Origin of the sequence: Bradyrhizobium monzae, from assembly GCF_021458635.1 — a bacterium.
Lineage (GTDB): Bacteria > Pseudomonadota > Alphaproteobacteria > Rhizobiales > Xanthobacteraceae > Bradyrhizobium.
The window spans coordinates 199,088-216,150 of record NZ_JAIRDQ010000013.1 but is presented as its reverse complement, the minus strand read 5'-3'; the positions used below and the strand labels follow the sequence as shown (position 1 = coordinate 216,150).

10 protein-coding genes and 1 pseudogene are annotated in these 17,063 nt (G+C 58.9%); 4 read left to right on the top strand and 7 right to left on the bottom strand.

Annotation, left to right across the window (positions count from 1 at the left end):
- Positions 1–39: 39 nt before the first annotated feature.
- A complete protein-coding gene (gene nifD, locus K3F49_RS34080; protein ID WP_234685239.1) occupies positions 40–1,539 on the bottom strand; it encodes a nitrogenase molybdenum-iron protein alpha chain in 1,500 nt (499 codons plus the stop codon).
- Between the two features lie 484 nt (positions 1,540–2,023).
- Here nifD and K3F49_RS34075 point away from each other — a divergent pair, with 484 nt between their 5' ends.
- Complete coding sequence (locus tag K3F49_RS34075; protein ID WP_234685238.1) at positions 2,024–2,827, top strand: calcium-binding protein; 804 nt, start codon at positions 2,024–2,026, stop codon at positions 2,825–2,827.
- A gap of 878 nt (positions 2,828–3,705) precedes the next feature.
- Here the strand turns inward: K3F49_RS34075 and K3F49_RS34070 are convergent.
- From K3F49_RS34070 to K3F49_RS34050, 5 genes and pseudogenes are all read right to left on the bottom strand, one after another.
- Complete coding sequence (locus tag K3F49_RS34070; RefSeq protein ID WP_234685237.1) at positions 3,706–4,953, bottom strand: cysteine desulfurase; 1,248 nt, start codon at positions 4,951–4,953, stop codon at positions 3,706–3,708.
- A complete protein-coding gene (gene sufD, locus K3F49_RS34065) occupies positions 4,950–6,257 on the bottom strand; it encodes a Fe-S cluster assembly protein SufD (protein WP_234685236.1) in 1,308 nt (435 codons plus the stop codon). Before sufD ends, K3F49_RS34070 begins: the two co-directional genes overlap by 4 nt.
- A complete protein-coding gene (gene sufC / locus K3F49_RS34060) occupies positions 6,254–7,030 on the bottom strand; it encodes a Fe-S cluster assembly ATPase SufC (RefSeq protein WP_234685235.1) in 777 nt (258 codons plus the stop codon). The genes sufD and sufC overlap by 4 nt, the downstream gene beginning before the upstream one ends.
- 270 nt (positions 7,031–7,300) lie before the next feature.
- Positions 7,301–7,526, bottom strand: a pseudogene (locus tag K3F49_RS34055) (Fe-S cluster assembly protein SufB); the annotation flags it as partial.
- Between the two features lie 204 nt (positions 7,527–7,730).
- Positions 7,731–7,925: a 4Fe-4S dicluster domain-containing protein gene (locus K3F49_RS34050; protein ID WP_234685234.1), complete on the bottom strand. Its 195-nt coding sequence runs from the start codon at positions 7,923–7,925 to the stop codon at positions 7,731–7,733.
- Positions 7,926–9,151: 1,226 nt separating this feature from the next.
- Between K3F49_RS34050 and K3F49_RS34045 the strand changes: the two genes are divergently transcribed.
- Positions 9,152–9,847, top strand: coding sequence for a response regulator (locus K3F49_RS34045; RefSeq protein WP_234685233.1), 696 nt, complete (start codon positions 9,152–9,154; stop codon positions 9,845–9,847).
- 839 nt (positions 9,848–10,686) lie between these two features.
- Here K3F49_RS34045 and K3F49_RS34040 read toward each other — a convergent pair.
- A complete protein-coding gene (locus K3F49_RS34040; RefSeq protein ID WP_234685232.1) occupies positions 10,687–11,907 on the bottom strand; it encodes a methyl-accepting chemotaxis protein in 1,221 nt (406 codons plus the stop codon).
- Between the two features lie 2,126 nt (positions 11,908–14,033).
- On the opposite strand from K3F49_RS34040, the gene cysD reads away from it, so the two are divergent.
- Both cysD and cysN read left to right on the top strand, forming a co-directional pair.
- A complete protein-coding gene (gene cysD / locus K3F49_RS34035) occupies positions 14,034–14,969 on the top strand; it encodes a sulfate adenylyltransferase subunit CysD (RefSeq protein WP_234685280.1) in 936 nt (311 codons plus the stop codon).
- Positions 14,970–16,874 carry a sulfate adenylyltransferase subunit CysN gene (gene cysN, locus K3F49_RS34030; RefSeq protein WP_234685231.1) on the top strand — a complete coding sequence of 635 codons (1,905 nt, stop codon included), beginning with the start codon at positions 14,970–14,972 and terminating at the stop codon, positions 16,872–16,874.
- The last annotated feature ends 189 nt before the right edge of the window (positions 16,875–17,063 follow it).

The window sequence follows — 17,063 nt, the reverse complement described above, 5'->3', positions numbered from 1 at the left end:
TGTCGGCTCGACGCCTCGGACGAGAGGCGAAGAGGCCGCTTATTCCGCAGCCAGAAGCCTCGGTTCTGCGACAGCCTTCCAGGGCGCTTTGGTCTTCCCCCAGATTGGCGAGTTGATAGCCATGTCCATGTCGCGCGCGAAGATCGGAAAGCCGTCATAGCCGTGGTACGGACCCGAATAGTCCCAGGAGTGCATTTGCCGGAACGGCACACCCATCTTCTGGAACACATATTTTTCCTTGATGCCCGAGCCAACCAGGTCAGGCTGCATCTTCTCAACGAAGCGCTCGAACTCATAACCGTTGACATCATCGTAGATGAGCGTGCCGTCCTTGACGTAATGCTGGGCGGTTCGCTGATAATCATCGTTGTGGCCGAACTCATAGCCGGTGCCGATGACTTCCATGCCGAGGTCCTCGTAGGCTCCGATCACATGGCGTGGACGCAATCCGCCGACGAACAGCATCACGGTCTTGCCTTCCAGGCGGGGGCGGTATTTTGCGACCACCGCATCAACAAGCGGCTGATACTTTGCGATCACCCGCTCGGCTCCTTCCTTGATCCTGTCGTCGAAATAGCCCGCTATCTTGCGCAGTGACTCCGCGATTTTTGAGGGACCGAAGAAATTGTATTCGCACCACGGAATCCCGAACTTCTCCTCCATGTGACGGGAGATGTAGTTCATCGAGCGGTAGCAATGCAGGATGTTGAGCTTCGCCTTCGGTGTAGCCTCGAGCTCGGCCAGCGACCCGTCTCCCGACCACTGGGCGATCACGCGCAGCCCCATTTCTTCCAGCAGGATTCGAGACGACCAGGCATCCCCGCCGATGTTATAGTCCCCGATGATCGCAACGTCGTAGGGCGTTGACTCGAAGCGGGACTTCTCGGGCGTGAGCTTGTCGAAGACCCAATCGCGCACGGCATCGTTAGCAATATGGTGCCCGAGCGACTGCGAGACGCCGCGGAAGCCCTCGCAGCGAACCGGCACGATCGTCTTGCCGCCATATTCCTTCGACTTGGCCTTGGATACCGCCTCGATGTCGTCGCCGATCAGGCCGATCGGGCATTCCGACTGGATGGTAATGCCGTTGTTGAGCGGGAACAGCTCCTGCAGCTCATCAATGAGTTTGACGAGCTTCTTGTCGCCGCCGAACACGATATCCTTTTCCTGGAAGTCGGACGTGAACTGCAAGGTCACGAACGTATCGATACCGGTCGTACCGGCGTAGTAGTTGCGCCGCGACCCCCAGGAGTACTGGCCACACCCGACCGGACCATGGCTGATATGGATCATGTCCTTGATCGGTCCCCAGACCACGCCCTTGGAGCCCGCATAGGCGCAGCCGCGGATCGTCATCACGCCGGGGATGGATTTGAGATTGGACTTAACTCCGCAATCCGCCTTCCCGGCCTCGTGAACGTTCAGGTGCTTGGCGCGCCGTTTCGCGGTCTTGTCGGGATAGACCGTCAACACTTCCTGGATGAGTTCCTTATTGCGGGCCTTGATCTCCTCAATGCTTTCGGTCGTAGCGAAGCTCATGCTGATATCCTTTGAGAGTTAGCGAGACGGCGCTCAGCCGAGAGTTTAGCAACGACCGTGCCAGCCGCATGCAAGCGCAAAAACCATCGGAGTCGGAAGAACATAGCGTTGTCGGCAAGCCCCGGCCGGACTGTGTTGCAAACCCGACATCGGGACTTCTCCATGGACAGACTCGCTTGCGCCTGTTCGATAGAAAACAACGAGCAGCGCGCGTGGCATTGCACCGCTGATATTCGGCTGCAAAACGGTAGCCTTGGGGTGGGTGGGCGTGACGCGCCCGCTGGCGACTGCGTCATAGCCCGGCGGCCAACCGCTCAAACCGGGTCGCACCAGCTGATGCGCTGAGGTGCGCCAGAGAAGCGCACATGGATGTATCCGCCATGCCGATGCGTTCTATCAAAACAATGAATTATTCCAATTGGCCGATGAGCAATATGAACGGGCCAGGTGGCGTGGCGGGGCTGTCTAACAAGGAGTATTCGCGATGGACAAACCAATTCTTGGCGGTCCGGGCAGCAATAGTCTCTTTGGCGGCGACGGTGACGATATAATCACCGACCCCAAGGGCGATGACTGGATCGACGGTCGTGCCGGAAACGACGTCATCTCGGCCGGCGAGGGCAATGACCGAGTCTTCGGTGGCGCGGGCAATGACAACGTCTTCGGCGAGGAGGGTAACGACTTCCTCTATGGCGACAACGGCCCCGACAAACCGCGAATCGTTAATGAGGGCAATGATAAACTCTACGGCGGTCCCGGCGACGACGTCCTCTTCGCCGGTGACGGCAGGGATTCCCTGACGGGAGGCACCGGCAACGACACCTTTGCGTTCCAGTTCCACAACCCGATCCCCGGATTCGACCCACGGTACGGCTCGGACCCCGACCACACCACTATCGTGGATTTCGACCCGGCACAGGACACGTTCGCATTCGACGCGGTCGGCTTTGGCAGCGACGGTCTTAACGCGAACTTCCTCAATCACGTCAGCATGCGGTCTGGCAATCAGGTGGACACCTTCTACAGTGGCCCTGCCTCAGGTGCTCATGGGGAACATGTCGTGGTGATCACCGATCGGGGTTTCTCCAACGGCTCTGACGCAGCCAGTGCCATTTCCGCGGCCCCCGGCGACATGATCGTCTACTTTGGATACAAGAGCATGACTGCGAATCTGGCCTACGTCACCTCCGCGAACCACGTTGACGAGTTCGCCCACCTGAGCAATGTGCACAGCGTGGACGGCTTGGCCAGCTTGGGCCTGACCGCAGGAAACTTCACATTCCACTGACTCCAAAACCCGTGCTGAACCCTGCGCCCGCCCCACCGGCGGGCGCTTTCCCTTTCCGCTGCTTGCCAGGGCAGTGGCAGGCACAGCGTGTTCAGCTTGATGAAGCTGTGCCTCGCGCGCTGGCCGCAGACCCGATCCTCCTGAAGCGCGTCGGGAAAACACCCCAATTCCAATCAATGAGTTTGCTGTCGTCAGTTGACCTTTTCGCCTCTGTCCGAGATCAGGATGATGTCACCGAAGCCGCAGTACGTTTCACGTCGAATGACATGAAAGCGCAGTCCGGGATTCCGGTTCGGTCGGTTGTGGTGGCAAAATAGCGGCCACCGTCTTCACCCCGACAGCAGCAAGGGCGAAAGCCGGTCTGGATCCCGCGCATCCTATAGTCCTTCAAGGTGTGGCAATCCGGATCGGTGAAGAGGGAATAGTTCTCTGCCTCGTGGTTCACGACCGCCCTCTGCAGCACCGCGATGACCTTCTTGCCCTTCCCGGATCTCAATCATCCATTCCACCCTCTTGAAAAACAGTTTTATGCGGTGAAATCAAATAGTTATGGCACCAACTAAGGGGACTCAAAATCTCCCTTGCCGCGCCAAGACCCACCATGTCGCTAGCCAGCGCGCATGACCGCGAGCACGGCCTGCGGATTGAAACGTGACTTAGCAGGGATGATTGTGAAGCTGAACCTCTACCGCCGGATTTCGATTTCGATCGCATCAGCCAATGCCGCGCCATGTCCACCAGCACGCATGCCCTCGTTTGGTTGCGCCAAAGAACCGCCTCACCCGCGCCGGCAGAGGCCACACGCTAATGAGGATTTCACGTATTGGTGCGGCGATGCGACGGACCCATCCCTTATCGCTTGGGGCGCGGTCGCCTGTTCATGCGAGCAATTCATCGGCCGCAATAACGGCCTGCGCGAGTGCATCAACGTCTGCATACGTGTTGTAGAGCGCCAATGACGCACGGCACGTTGCTGGCACACCGAACCGCTTGATCAACGGCATCGCGCAATGCGTGCCGGCGCGCACTGCAACCCCCTGCCGATCGATGATCGTCGCGACATCGTGGGGATAGACGCCCTTCAGCTCGAAGGAGATCAGCGGCCCCTTATCCTTCGCCATGCCGATCAGCCGCAGCGACTTGATTTCACCCAAGCGCTCGTGCGCGTACTCGGCAAGATCCTGCTCATGCGCGGCGATGCGCTCCTTACCGATCGAGTTGACATAGTCGATGGCGGCCCCCAGTCCGATCGCCTGGACCATCGGCGGCGTGCCGGCCTCGAACTTGTGCGGAGGATCACCATACGTGACCCGGTCCTGCGCCACATCACGTATCATCTCGCCCCCGCCATTGAAGGGCCGCATCGCAGCAAGCAGCTCATGCCTGCCGTAGAGCATACCGATCCCGGTCGGCCCGTAGAGCTTGTGACCGGTGAAGACGTAGAAATCGCAACCGATGTCTTGCAGGTCCACCGGCAGGTGCACGGCGCCCTGCGCACCATCGACCAGCACTTTGATGCCGCGGGCGTGCGCCAGCCTGACCACGTCCTTGACCGGCACGATAGTGCCCAGCGCGTTCGACATGTGCGTGATTGCGACCAGCTTGGTGCGGGCGGTGAGGAGCTTTTCGAGTTCCTCGATGATAAAATTGCCGTCGCCGTCAACCGGCGCCCATTTGATCACGACGCCGTGGCGTTCCCGCAGAAAATGCCAGGGCACGATGTTGGAGTGGTGCTCCATGACCGAGAGCACGATCTCGTCTCCGTTGCCGATATTCGGCTGCCCATAGGAAGAGGCCACGAGGTTGATCGCCTCGGTGGCATTGCGGGTGAAGATAATCTCTTCTGAACGGCGGGCGTTGACGAACTGCGCCACCTTGGTCCGCGCCCCCTCATAGGCTTCGGTCGCGACATTGGCGAGGTAATGCAGGCCGCGATGCACATTGGCATATTCACTTGTATAGGCCCGCATGAGGCGGTCGAGCACCGCCCTGGGTTTCTGGGCCGAGGCAGCATTGTCGAGATAGACGAGCGGCTTGCCATACACCCGAATGGCAAGCGCCGGAAACTCCTCACGAACGCGCATCACGTCATAAGCGGAACCGCGAACGGCCGGATGCGTGCTCATCGCCGCGTCTCCAGCCAGCGCGCGACCCGCGCGCTCACGAACTCGCGCAGACCAGCGTCTGCGATCTCCTCGATCGCCTCGCCGAGAAACGCCTGGATCAAAAGCGCCTGCGCCTCCTTCTCGGGCAGGCCGCGCGCGCGCAGATAGAACAAGAGGCTGTCGTCGAGCGCGCCTGATGTCGCGGCATGGCCGCAGGTGACATCATCCGCGAAGATTTGCAGGTCCGGCTTGTTATCGGCCTTGGCCTCGTCAGACAGGAGCAGCGCCCGCGTCATCATCGTGCCCTGCGATTTCTGCGCTTTGGCGATGATCCGTCCCTGGAACACGGAATGGCCGCGATCGTCCACCACGCAGCGGAAATTCCCTTCGCTCGTGCAACGAGGTGCGGCGTGATCAATCACCAGCGTGGTGTCCCCGTGCTGGGTATCGTTGAGCAGGTTGACGCAGTTGATGGAGAGCTCGGACCGCGCACCCGCCAATGTGATGAAGCCCTGGTAGCGAGTGACAGTTCCGCCATAGGTCATATTGAAGGAACTGACCGTCGCTTTCTCGTGGACGGTCATTATCCTTGACGAGATGTTCGTGGCGTCAGCTGCGTCAGCCACCACGCGCAAATGCGAAAGATTCGCTCCTTCCCCAATCTGGGCGATCACCGCGTCGTGAACCTGATAGGCGCTCGCGCCATCGGCAGCAACAAAGCTTTCGACCAGGGTCGCCTGTGCGCTCTTGCCAAGTTTCAGATGCGAGCGTGTGAACGCAGACGATAAAGCCTGAGTCGCGACGTGAATGATCTGGATCGGAGGGCTCAGCGCGACACCATCGCCAAGCGTGACCACGACACCGTCAGTCACCATCGCGGCATTCAGTGAGATCATCGGATCCGTCGCGAAGGTTATCAGCAGATCGGCCCCGGCTGGATACTCCAGAAACTCGGGCACCGTCTTGACATCGACGCCCTCGCCGAACGCCGCCAGGTCCGACAGGTCAGGCGCGAACACTCCGTCGACCAGCACCAGCTTAGCCGCGCCTTCGAGTGCCGTCTGCGCAACTGCCGCTTTTGCGCGCACCAGCGCGGCAACGTCCGGTAACGGCGCTAGCGGCAGGACCGCGCGCATCAGCACGCGAAGGTCAGTGCATGTCCACTCCTCAAGGCGCTGGTGCGGCAGGCCAGCGCGCTCGAATGCGTCGAAAGCGCGGGCGCGAGCATAGGCAACAGCTCCCGCGCCGGGTAATCGTCCCAGCGCGGCGGTAAAGACGTCTCTCGCCGGGCATTCGGGATTGGTATTCGCCAGAGCCAGGGTCATCGGAATATCCGCAACACGGCCAAGCCGCGTCCTCGAAAATTGGCATAGCCGGACGCTTCCAGCTCCAGCGCCAGTTCCTTGCCGCCGCTCTTCACGACACGGCCCTTCGACATCACGTGCACGACGTCAGGCACGATGCAATTGAGGAGCCGCTGATAATGGGTGATGACGACCATGGCGCGGCCCGGCGAACGCAGCGCGTTGACGCAGTCGGCTGCAATGCGCAGTGCGTCGATATCGAGGCCGGAATCCATCTCGTCGAGGATGCACAGGCTCGGCTCGAACAGCGCCATCTGCAGCACCTCGTTGCGCTTCTTCTCGCCGCCGGAGAAGCCGACATTGACGCCACGCTTGAGCATGTCCTGCGGGATGTTCAGCGACTTGGAGACCTCGCGAACCTTCTTGAGAAAGTCCGGAGTCGTAAATTCGCTCTCGCCGCGCGCTTTGCGTTGCGCGTTCAGCGCGGTGCGCAGGAAGGTCATGATGGCAACGCCGGGGATCTCGACCGGATACTGGAAAGCCAGGAACACCCCCTTCGCGACGCGCTCTTCCGGATCCATCTTCAGGAGGTCCTCGCCCTTGAACACGATCTGGCCGTCGGTGACCTCATAACCGGGCTTGCCGGCGATCACATGGGAGAGCGTCGATTTGCCCGAGCCGTTCGGCCCCATGATCGCGTGAATCTCGCCCTCGTTCACGGTCAGGGTCAGCCCGCGGAGGATCTCACGCTCCTTGACACGAACCTTCAGGCCTTTCACTGCAAGCAATGCCATTGTGTCGTTCCGTCTATCTCCTCCTGAGGGGTACCGAAGGCGCGTCTCGAAGGATGAGGGCAACAATCAATCCGGTATCCATCCTTCGAGACGGCCGCTTGCGCGGCCTCCTCAGGATGCGGTCAGAGCTAGCCGACCGCTCCTTCCAGCAGGATCGAGTTCAGCTTCTGCGCCTCCACTGCGAATTCCATCGGCAGCTGCTGGAGCCGTCCTTGACGAAGCCGTTGACGACGGGGCCGACCGCCTCCTTCTGCGTGAGGCCGCGCTGGAGCGTGCCCAGGTCGGCGCGATCATGGTCACCCGGCGGCGACAGGCTTCGAGCCTGCCACAGGAGCATCCAGGCCGGTTCGTTCTGTCTTCTGCGAGATGAATTTGACGGTATCTTCCGACAACCTCTTTGGAGCCTTTCGGAGTCGATCAAGGTCTCAAACCCATAACGATACTGGTCGACGTCGATGCGCCTCACGCACTCGATCGTCTCTTGTACGGCTACCATTGGCGCCTCCGCACGCGCAGAGACCATTCCGGCCACGTCCGGCAACGGTTATGGCGTCCCCCCTCGACCGTATAGGCCAGCGACTCAATCAGGCCTAACGCGGAACGGACCGTCACTCTAACCAGGTCACCAACAAGGAAGGCCGCAGGGCTCAATTGTGTCTCGACCGTGCTGCTGGTGCCGACCATGCGCATCGCCACTCCGCTAAGCCGGGACACACGTGTTGGGAACCGGGCAGACAGCAGCGCATTGCGGCGTGCCGAAATGCCCCTCGCATTCGGTGCACGTCTTCGGATCGATCACATATACGTCGCGCTTGAGGTTGACTGCCCCGTTGGGGCACTCAAACTCACATGCGCCACAGGCGGTGCACTGGGACGCGACTATCTTGTACGCCATAATGGTGATTTCCTGAAAATGCGATGCCGGACGCCTTCTCCCCTTCAAGGCTCGTGCCAATGCCAACGCGCCATGGTTGGCGTATCTTTGGGTCTAGCGGGGCGTATGCGGCCGAGCAGTGTGTCCCAACCCCGACACTCGAGGCACGGGCTTGATCTCGAATGGCAGCACGCTCCGACGCTTTCGAAAGGCCCGCCCCTAACGAGGCACCTTGACTGTCTTTTTGATTTGCTCCTGCTGAAGCGCAGCCTCGAAGCCCGTTATCCTGATAACCGACGGAGAGGCGATATCTGGGCGCTCCAAGCCAATTCTGCCGACGCTCGACGCCTTGCGCCGGTCAATATCTTGCTCTCGCTGCTTAAGCGGGCCTGCGAATGTTGGGAAATTTCTGACCCGGCCCGCGGATGGACTTGAATCGTACGTAGCGTCAGATTGTAGGTTTTCCGACACGGGCTGCGAGACTCTCTCGGCCGCGCCAAACCATCCTGACAGCGAGCAAGAATTGCGAATGCCTGAAGCTCTTAAGGTTGCGCTGCAAACTCATCACGCGCCTCGCGGCGGCACGTTGTTGAAATGGCCGATGCGCCAGGCGGGAGAACCATCGCCACCGGCCTTGCGCCGGGCGCAAGTCGGTCACTTGGAGAGCAGGGATGGCCGTCTTCGCCTCGCCCCTGCCGGATGGGAGAACGATCAGAATTCAAGTTCCACATCCGAGGCTATGCCAGTATTCGTTAGGCGAGGTGAATGCAGGCCACGCTGGCTCGCACCACATGCGTGACTGGTGCCAATGCCGGGATGCACCGGCCAATGTTCACGGTCTCTCGATAGGCTGCAGCGTCGGGAGCGCACGTGACTCGGTTTTGCGGATCGCCAGGGTTCGGCATGTGTTTTCGAAAGACGTATATTGTCTCGTTGGGAGCGTTGGCGGGCAAATGCGCGAGGATATCTTCACGGCCCTCGATCCCTTCAATGATTCGGAGCCTCCCTGCTGACGCCAAGATTACCGCAAGCGTTGAGGAGAACGCATGCGATCCAAAGCGGACGGCCGAAGCTACCCATAGGCCGATGGACGGATCGGATAGATTGGCCGTTGACGACTGTTGCTCCGCGCCAATCCCGGCTTCCGGCGTTCACTCCAAAGGGAGAGCTTTACAAGAACCGCGTGGCCTCACGGTCGACGATGAGCCGCTCAATCATCCCGTCGTAGATTGGCGAAAGACGATGAAATGCGAACGCTACTGGTTGATCATCAAACCGCCTTTGCGCGGGCTGTCCAAGGAGCACTCGTGGAGTGTGGGTTCGCCGTCGATGTGACACGCACTCTGGACGAAGCGGCGGCAGCTCTTGATTGCGCATGCTATGACATTCTTCTTCTCGAGTTGGCTCTGCCGGATGGAGACGGCTTGGACTGGCTGAAGCAATTGAGACGAAACGGCAGATCGATGCCCGCGATGGTGATAAGCGGGCTCAACGATCTCGATCGCCGAATTGCAAGCTTCAACGGTGGGGCGGACGATTTCCTGCCAAAGCCGCTGTCTACTGTTGAGCTCATCGCCCGGATGCGAGCCATTCTGCGGCGATCGAAGCAAATGACGGCCCCGCTCACCATATTTGGGAATGTCGAATTCGATCCGATTGCCCGGCAAGCCTGGGTGGACGGACGGCCGCTCCGCATCGCGCATCGTGAACTGTGCGTTCTTGAGTATCTGCTCAGCCATGCTGGGCGCACGGTGCCGCGCGCCTCACTGGAGGATAGCATCTATTCATTCGACCATGAGGTCTCGACCAATGCGCTTGAGGCGGCAATCTATCGCTTGCGCGGACATTTGAGGCGATCCGCCGCGACGCTACGGATCAGGTCCGCGCGCAGCATCGGCTACTCTCTTGAATTAAATGGCGTGCATCCACCGCGCCATGGGTAGAACTTGAAAGCAAGACTTCCATCGTTTGTGCCAATGATTCCCACGAAGATCGATGGTCAATCACCTTGGCGCTCCTGGTGTTCCCCTGCCCAATCCTTCTTCCCCCTTTACGGTCCTTCTGCAAGGTTCACTTACTGCCGCAGCCCGGATCTAGCGGGACGCTCGACTGGCGTAGCCGACCGGCGGCGTGTTCCATCAAGACCTAGATGGACTGCTCTTCCGGAACTCTCCCTTCATCGCCTGTCTCCTCTGGCGAACTGGGCCCAAACTTAAACCTGGCTGCGTTTCAGAGTAGCAGGTCCCCTACTTTGTCCGAACGGCGGCGGCCATGCGGGGAGGCGATTCATGTCGAGGCGATGCTTTTTCTACATCCGACTTCGCGGAACCGTCTCGGTGGATGACGAACGCACTGAACTCGCGAGGGCGTTGGAAGCGGATAACTAGGGAGCTCGGATCGCGAGTGAGATCAGCATGAATGATTGGCACTACCGCGAAGCCGACGTACTGGCGTGGATGCGGACGGCCGCATGATGGTGCGCCATCCGTTCATCGCAACCTCAAAAGCAAGGTCGCCAACCGGTCGCCCCTCAGAGCTAGACAATCACACTCTGTACCACTCGCTGAGTGCCAGCTTACCGTCGAAACAGAGGTTTACAACAGCACCGCTCGATCGCAACTCTATCGAACCAGCATCCGAACTGGCCTACGAACCGCGCCCGGATCAACCGACAACGGTTATCGATCCGATTATAGAGTTCCGCCTGCCCGACCAACGTCCCACTCAGCAGACGTCGTGGCGACTTGGTTGCTTGACCTGCACCTAAACTGAGCGCTCCATGTTACGCCGAGATCTTGATCAAGAAGTCGCTGACCTGCCCCTGCAATGAAACGATATTGCTGCTCAAGTTCTTCATCTTCCCAACGGCCTGCCCCGCCGATGAGCCAGAGGCACGCGAGGCATCGTTGAGTTGGTCAATATCTCGGGACGCTTCGCGCATATCGGAACTGATGTTGGTAATGCTTCGCGAGATGTCGTTCGTCACGATCGACTGCTCCTCTATCGCCGCCGATATGCTGTTGGATATCTCCTGCAACTTGTCGATGATGCCGGCGATGTCACTCATCGCCGCAGTCGCCAGTTCCGTCCTTTGTTGAATGGCAAGAATTTGAGCATCAACATCGCTCGTCGCTTTTGCAGCCTGCGCGGCAAGATTCTTCACTTCCCCAGCCACCACTGCAAAGCCTCGCCCCGCTTCGCCGGCTCGCGCTGCCTCGATGGTTGCGTTGAGCGCTAGCAAATTGGTTTGCGAGGCTATGCCCTCGATCATTTGGACGACGCTGCTGATCTTCGTCACCGAAGCAACGAGCTCAACTAACGTTGCTTCAGCGTGTCCGGTCTTGTCGCGCGCAGTTTGCGAAATGTTCGCGGCCGTCGAAACTTGTCGGCTGATTTCCGAAATCGAAGCCGAGAACTCCTGAGCGGCCGAAGCAACGGCGGTCGAGTTTCCTTCGGTCTTTTTCACAATCTCGGTCATGGCTTCAGTACGAAGACAGACATCGCCCGTTGAAGCTGTAATTTCCGATGCGACCGCTTGCATGTCCTGCATTGAGCTCGCCACAACGTCGACGACCCGCGACACATCGCTATCAAACCTCTTCGCAAGACTCAGCCTCTCTTCCCGCATCCGGACCAGGTCGGTTATATCTTGCCAAACACACACGACTACCGGACGGCCGCTGAATTCCGAAACAACAAGACTTATCCTGACCGGAATGGAGGATTGATCTTTGCGCTGAAGCCACCATTCGATCGCCACGTGGCCCGACCGCGTCACAACCTCATTGGTCTGCTCGAACATCTGCGCAACAGTCTTGCCGTTCGGTTGAGGATCCAGCGAAAGCGAGGCGATACTCAACCCTTTCAACTCTTCTCCACTGGAAAACCCGAGCATGTGGGCTGCAGCGTCGTTGGCGAGCACGCACTTGTCCGCATCATAGACCGTGATACCGTCCTTGATCGTTTCGAAAGCCTTGATCGCCATCGCTTCGTCCAAGGTCACTGCGGACGCCTCACCTCTCCTCGACGTCACGACGGAAAGGACCAACATAAATCCGCCAAGAACGAGCCCGCCCCAGAAGTGAAGTGATAGGTAGTCTGCATTAGCCGCAACCGTCGCTGCCGGGACAGACAATGCCAGAGCGAGACTTGATATCCGACTGAGCCACATATTTCTAATTCCCCAATTGAATCCGGCGTAAGTGGTCGTATCGAACCTCAATTAAGACTTCTCTTACGTGACTGTCCTGTCGGCAACGCCGTGTGCATTTTTATATATATCTAAACAACGAAACCGACCTCGATCCAACCCACATGCGACGCAGCAAGATTTGATCAAACGGCAGAAGCAACGGCGACTACAAACCTGACGAGCAAGCCCAGCTCGAACTCAGCTATGGCTGCACGTCCCAGAATGAGCGCGGCGATCTGCCTTCGGTTAGCAGGGGTTCGCATTTCTTCCGGTAGTGCGGCAACTGCATCATCAAAGATTCGCGCCAAAACCGATAGCTGTTCTGGTTCGCATACGCTGCGGTAGTCCTGTATGACTCGCCCAGCTCCACCCCTTATGATCGCGCCGCCGGGTCGCTCGTCGCGGTTTACCCATAGACCGAGCGCTGCGGTTATGAGCTCGATTGTGAGCTCATTCAGCAGTTGGGTCGCCTCTTGCCCATTTTTGCCGTCATTTATTAGCCTTGCCAGCTCTTCGATTTGGAGCTCGATGCTCCGCTTAAGGTCCTGGACACGCGAGTTGCAACGAGGACTAGGCCCGATGCGTTCTACAGCGCGCGGTTCAACTGGCCTTGTCCTCGCCGGGACGACGAAAAACCTTTGACGCGTCTGCGCGGGTGAAACGAGAGAAGTCGAAGGGGTCGCGCACAAAGCACCGTCGCTCGATACGCTCGTTTCAGGCGCTCGACTGGCTGCTTCGGTAGACCCGTCCCCACTCATACTCATGACTGCCCCATGCACCCTTCTGGCACGCGAATTAAAAGATTGAGACCTGCCGGCCAGCCGATTGCGTAGGGCTGCCCGACTGCCTCATCAATCGACAATCGACCTTGACGACCTGCGGCGTCTCAGTTCGAAATTCACCGGCGCGATGAGTATCCAGCGTTTAAGTCGATCGGTAAAATCGATTGTTATGATCAGATGTATCCACGGCATCGATACAAAGGCGGATCGCTATACGATTCCAGCCGTAGATAGTCTGGTCTTGGCTCGAATGGACAGATGCGTCCCAAGGGCACGCCGAAAGGCGTTGAGCTCGCTTGCGAGCCTGCCCCACTGAGGGCCGGATGGATCCGGCCGCACTAAAAAGGGCCCGACCCTTTTGGGGCCGGGCGAAGTTCAGTCTGGGAGGAGCGATGCTACAAGACATCGCACCAGCTTCCGTCGGCAGAGGGAGGACTACCGGCGGTTCATTTACGGCGAGGGCATTCGCCGTTAACCTTGGCCACGAGCAGGCTGATATCCATGACGAACACAAGGCGCTGTCGCGGCTGACTGCTCTATAGACAATGCGCTTCAAGCAATTCGGCCCAACACTTGCGCGTAGGCAAGTCGACAGCGGCGTCAATATTTCTTCACGAAGCCTTCTGCAAAACGTCAAATGAATGCCGTTCGCCGGATGACGTACGTCGAAAAGCTGCGCGATGACAGGCGCGTCAAGAACCGACGACCGCTATCTGAGACGGCGCTCACATGAATACGAGGCAAACCGGCTTGATGGTCTATTTCTCCAACTGAGCGTTTGTTATCCGCCATTTCGTACGGCTGGTAAAATCGATTGTGTCGATGGAGCACATCCAGAATTTGAATAGAGACAACCGCTTCAGGTGTTGATCTTGATCTCCTCATCTCATAACCAATGGCTTCGAGCACTCAGGTCAGATGCTTCGTTCCTGGTGCCACCTGTTCTACTTTTCCGTTCTCGATCGTTCGGCGTGGCACGGAAACGAAAGCTACACGTAAGCAAGACACTTGATCCGGATGAGTTTCGAAAGCTCGCGCGGATAATCGGCGTGATTGCTATTCAACGTTATGGACCCTGAGAGCGGCCCCATGAGCTATGGCAAGTTAGATTATCGAAACGGCGACTTGCCGCGCGGGGAACCGCAGATGTTCAGAATGAACGCACAAAATATCACTAAACCACAGACGCGCACGCTGCCGCGGCATCTGCGGCGGCTGGAGGCGGAGTCCATCGAGATCATGCGCGAAGTCGTTGCCGAATTTAGTAAGCCCGTAATGCTCTATTCGATCGGCAAGGATTCGAGCGTCATGCTGCACCTGGCGCAGAAGGCGTTCTATCCGGCGAAGGTTCCGTTTCCGCTGTTGCATGTCGACACGACCTGGAAGTTTCGCGAGATGATCAGCTTTCGCGACGAGACGGCCCAGCGTCTCGGCATCAACCTGATCGTTCATGTGAACCAGGACGGGATCGAGCGCGGCATTAACCCGATAGATTCCGGATCGACGCTGCACACGCAGGTGATGAAGACAGACGCGCTCAAGCAGGCGCTCGACCTTTACGGCTTTGACGCGGCGTTCGGGGGCGCCCGGCGCGATGAGGAAAAAAGCCGGGCGAAGGAGCGCATCTTCTCCTTCCGTTCGCAGGGACATGTTTGGGACCCGCGCAACCAGAGGCCGGAGCTGTGGAATCTCTTCAACACTCGCAGCCGGAAAGGCGAGACAATGCGCGTGTTCGCCATTTCGAATTGGACGGAACTCGACGTTTGGGAATACATCATGCTGGAGAACATTCCGGTCGTTCCGCTTTATTTCGCGAAACAGCGGTGGGTGGTCCATCGCAATGGCACGCTGATCATGGTGGATGATGAGCGCCTGCCCTTGGCTCCTGACGAGACGCCCGAGCTCAAGATGATGCGTTTCCGCACGCTTGGTTGCTATCCGCTGAGCGGCGCCATCGAGTCTGACGCCGCCAACATCAAAGACATCGTCGCGGAAATGCAGGTTGCGACGCTCTCCGAGCGTCAGGGACGGCTGATCGATACCGATGAAGTGGCATCGATGGAGAAAAAGAAGCGGGAAGGCTACTTCTGAATGGATACTGATGCGCTGCGAGAGCTCACCTTCACCGACAGCAAGGATCAGCTTCGCTTCATCACCTGCGGCTCGGTGGACGATGGAAAGTCGACGCTAATCGGCCGGTTTCTGCACGACAGCAAGGCGATCTATGAGGATCAGCTGCAGGCGCTTGCGCGCGACAGCGTCAAGCACGGCACAACCGGAGATGATATCGACTTTGCCCTGCTGGTCGATGGGCTCGAGGCCGAACGCGAACAGGGCATCACCATCGATGTCGCCTATCGCTTCTTCACCACGCCGCGCCGATCGTTCATGGTGGCCGATACGCCCGGTCACGAACAGTATACGCGTAACATGGCGACCGGCGCCTCCAACGCCCAGCTCGCGGTCATCCTGATCGATGCGCGCAAAGGCGTCCTGGTGCAGACCAAGCGCCACTCCTACATTTGCTCGCTCCTGGGCATCCGGCACGTGGTCGTGGCCCTGAACAAGATGGATCTGGTCGATTACCGCAAGGAAGTGTTTGATCGCATCGTGGACGACTATGTCGATTTCGCTTCGAACCTCGGCTTCACGTCGATCGCGGCTATCCCGATCTCCGCACGATACGGCGACAACATCATCCGCCTGTCCCGCAATACCGACTGGTTTCATGGCCCTTGCCTGTTGGACTATCTCGAAAGTATCGACATCCAGTCCGAGACGGCCGGCTTGCCCTTCCGTTTCCCGGTACAATGGGTGAACCGGCCGAATTTGGATTTCCGCGGCTACGCTGGAACGGTGGTCTCCGGCAGCATTGCGGTCGGCGACGAAATCGTTATTCCGGCATCGGGACGCAATTCGCGCGTCAAGCAGATCGTGACGTACGATGGCGACCTTGTGCGCGCCGAAGCCGGCGATGCGGTGACCATTACGCTGACCGACGAGATCGACATCGGCCGCGGAGATATCATCGCTAAGCCGACGGAACGACCGGAGGTCGCTGATCAGTTTGCCGCCCACCTGATCTGGATGGACCAGGAGCCCATGGTCCCGGGCCGGTCCTATGCCTTCCGGATCGGCACGCAATCGATTGCGTCCGGCAGCATCACGGCGATGAAATACCGGATCGACGTCAACACCGGCGCGCACGTGGCAGCCCGCACTTTGAGCCTCAATGAAATCGGCTTCTGCAATATTGCAACCGTACTGCCGGCAGCCTTCGATGCCTATGAAGCGAATCGGCGCACCGGTTCCTTCATCGTGATCGACCGCGACACCAACCGGACCGTCGGCGCTGGCATGATCGCCTTCCCCTTGCGGCGTGCCGCCAACATAGCCTGGCAGCCGCTCTCACTCGGCAAGAAGGAGCGCGCCGCTCTCAAGCACCAAAGACCCTGCATCATCTGGTTTACCGGGTTTTCCGGCGCGGGAAAATCGACCATCGCCAACCTCGTCGACCAGAAGCTGTTTGCGATGTCGTATCACACCATGCTCTTGGACGGCGACAATCTCAGGCACGGTCTCAATCGAGATCTCGGCTTCACCGAATCCGATCGGGTTGAAAACATCCGCCGCGCCGGGGAGGTTGCCAAACTGATGGTCGATAGCGGCTTGCTCGTGATCTGCTCGTTCATCTCACCCTACAAGGCCGAGCGAGACATGGTTCGCGATCTCGTGGACGACGGCGAATTCATCGAGGTCTTTGTGGACACGCCGATCGGCGAATGCGTGCGGCGCGATCCGAAGGGGCTCTACGCCAAGGCGAAATCAGGCACGATCAAGAATTTTACCGGCATCGATGCGCCGTACGAGGCGCCGAGCGCGCCGGAGATCCATTTGACAACACTGAACCAGCAGCCGGAGCGCTTGGCCGATACGGTGCTAAACTGCCTGGCCACACGAGGGATCATCGTGCCGGCCAACCGGACTGAGAACTAGCCGGCTCGGCTGTCGGAGCTGTTTACCGAGGGACTGGCATTTCTCACCTCCAACCTGATCTGGCTGATCGGACCAATACCACACCGTCACATGATGCCAAACTCCTGCACCATCCGGCGACGTCCGGTTTTGCGTGCCTTACATCGCAGCGAGCTCAGATCGGCGAGCTTGGATCGGTCTAGACTGGCC

What these genes read in the sequence shown, in the direction of transcription:
- K3F49_RS34045 (WP_234685233.1), top strand. Translation starts at nt 9,152, where the DNA reads ATGCGAACGCTACTGGTTGATCATCAAACCGCCTTTGCGCGGGCTGTC.
- K3F49_RS34050 (WP_234685234.1), bottom strand. Translation starts at nt 7,925, where the DNA reads ATGGCGTACAAGATAGTCGCGTCCCAGTGCACCGCCTGTGGCGCATGT.
- K3F49_RS34070 (WP_234685237.1), bottom strand. Translation starts at nt 4,953, where the DNA reads ATGAGCACGCATCCGGCCGTTCGCGGTTCCGCTTATGACGTGATGCGC.
- sufD (WP_234685236.1), bottom strand. Translation starts at nt 6,257, where the DNA reads ATGACCCTGGCTCTGGCGAATACCAATCCCGAATGCCCGGCGAGAGAC.
- sufC (WP_234685235.1), bottom strand. Translation starts at nt 7,030, where the DNA reads ATGGCATTGCTTGCAGTGAAAGGCCTGAAGGTTCGTGTCAAGGAGCGT.
- nifD (WP_234685239.1), bottom strand. Translation starts at nt 1,539, where the DNA reads ATGAGCTTCGCTACGACCGAAAGCATTGAGGAGATCAAGGCCCGCAAT.
- cysN (WP_234685231.1), top strand. Translation starts at nt 14,970, where the DNA reads ATGGATACTGATGCGCTGCGAGAGCTCACCTTCACCGACAGCAAGGAT.
- cysD (WP_234685280.1), top strand. Translation starts at nt 14,034, where the DNA reads ATGAACGCACAAAATATCACTAAACCACAGACGCGCACGCTGCCGCGG.
- K3F49_RS34075 (WP_234685238.1), top strand. Translation starts at nt 2,024, where the DNA reads ATGGACAAACCAATTCTTGGCGGTCCGGGCAGCAATAGTCTCTTTGGC.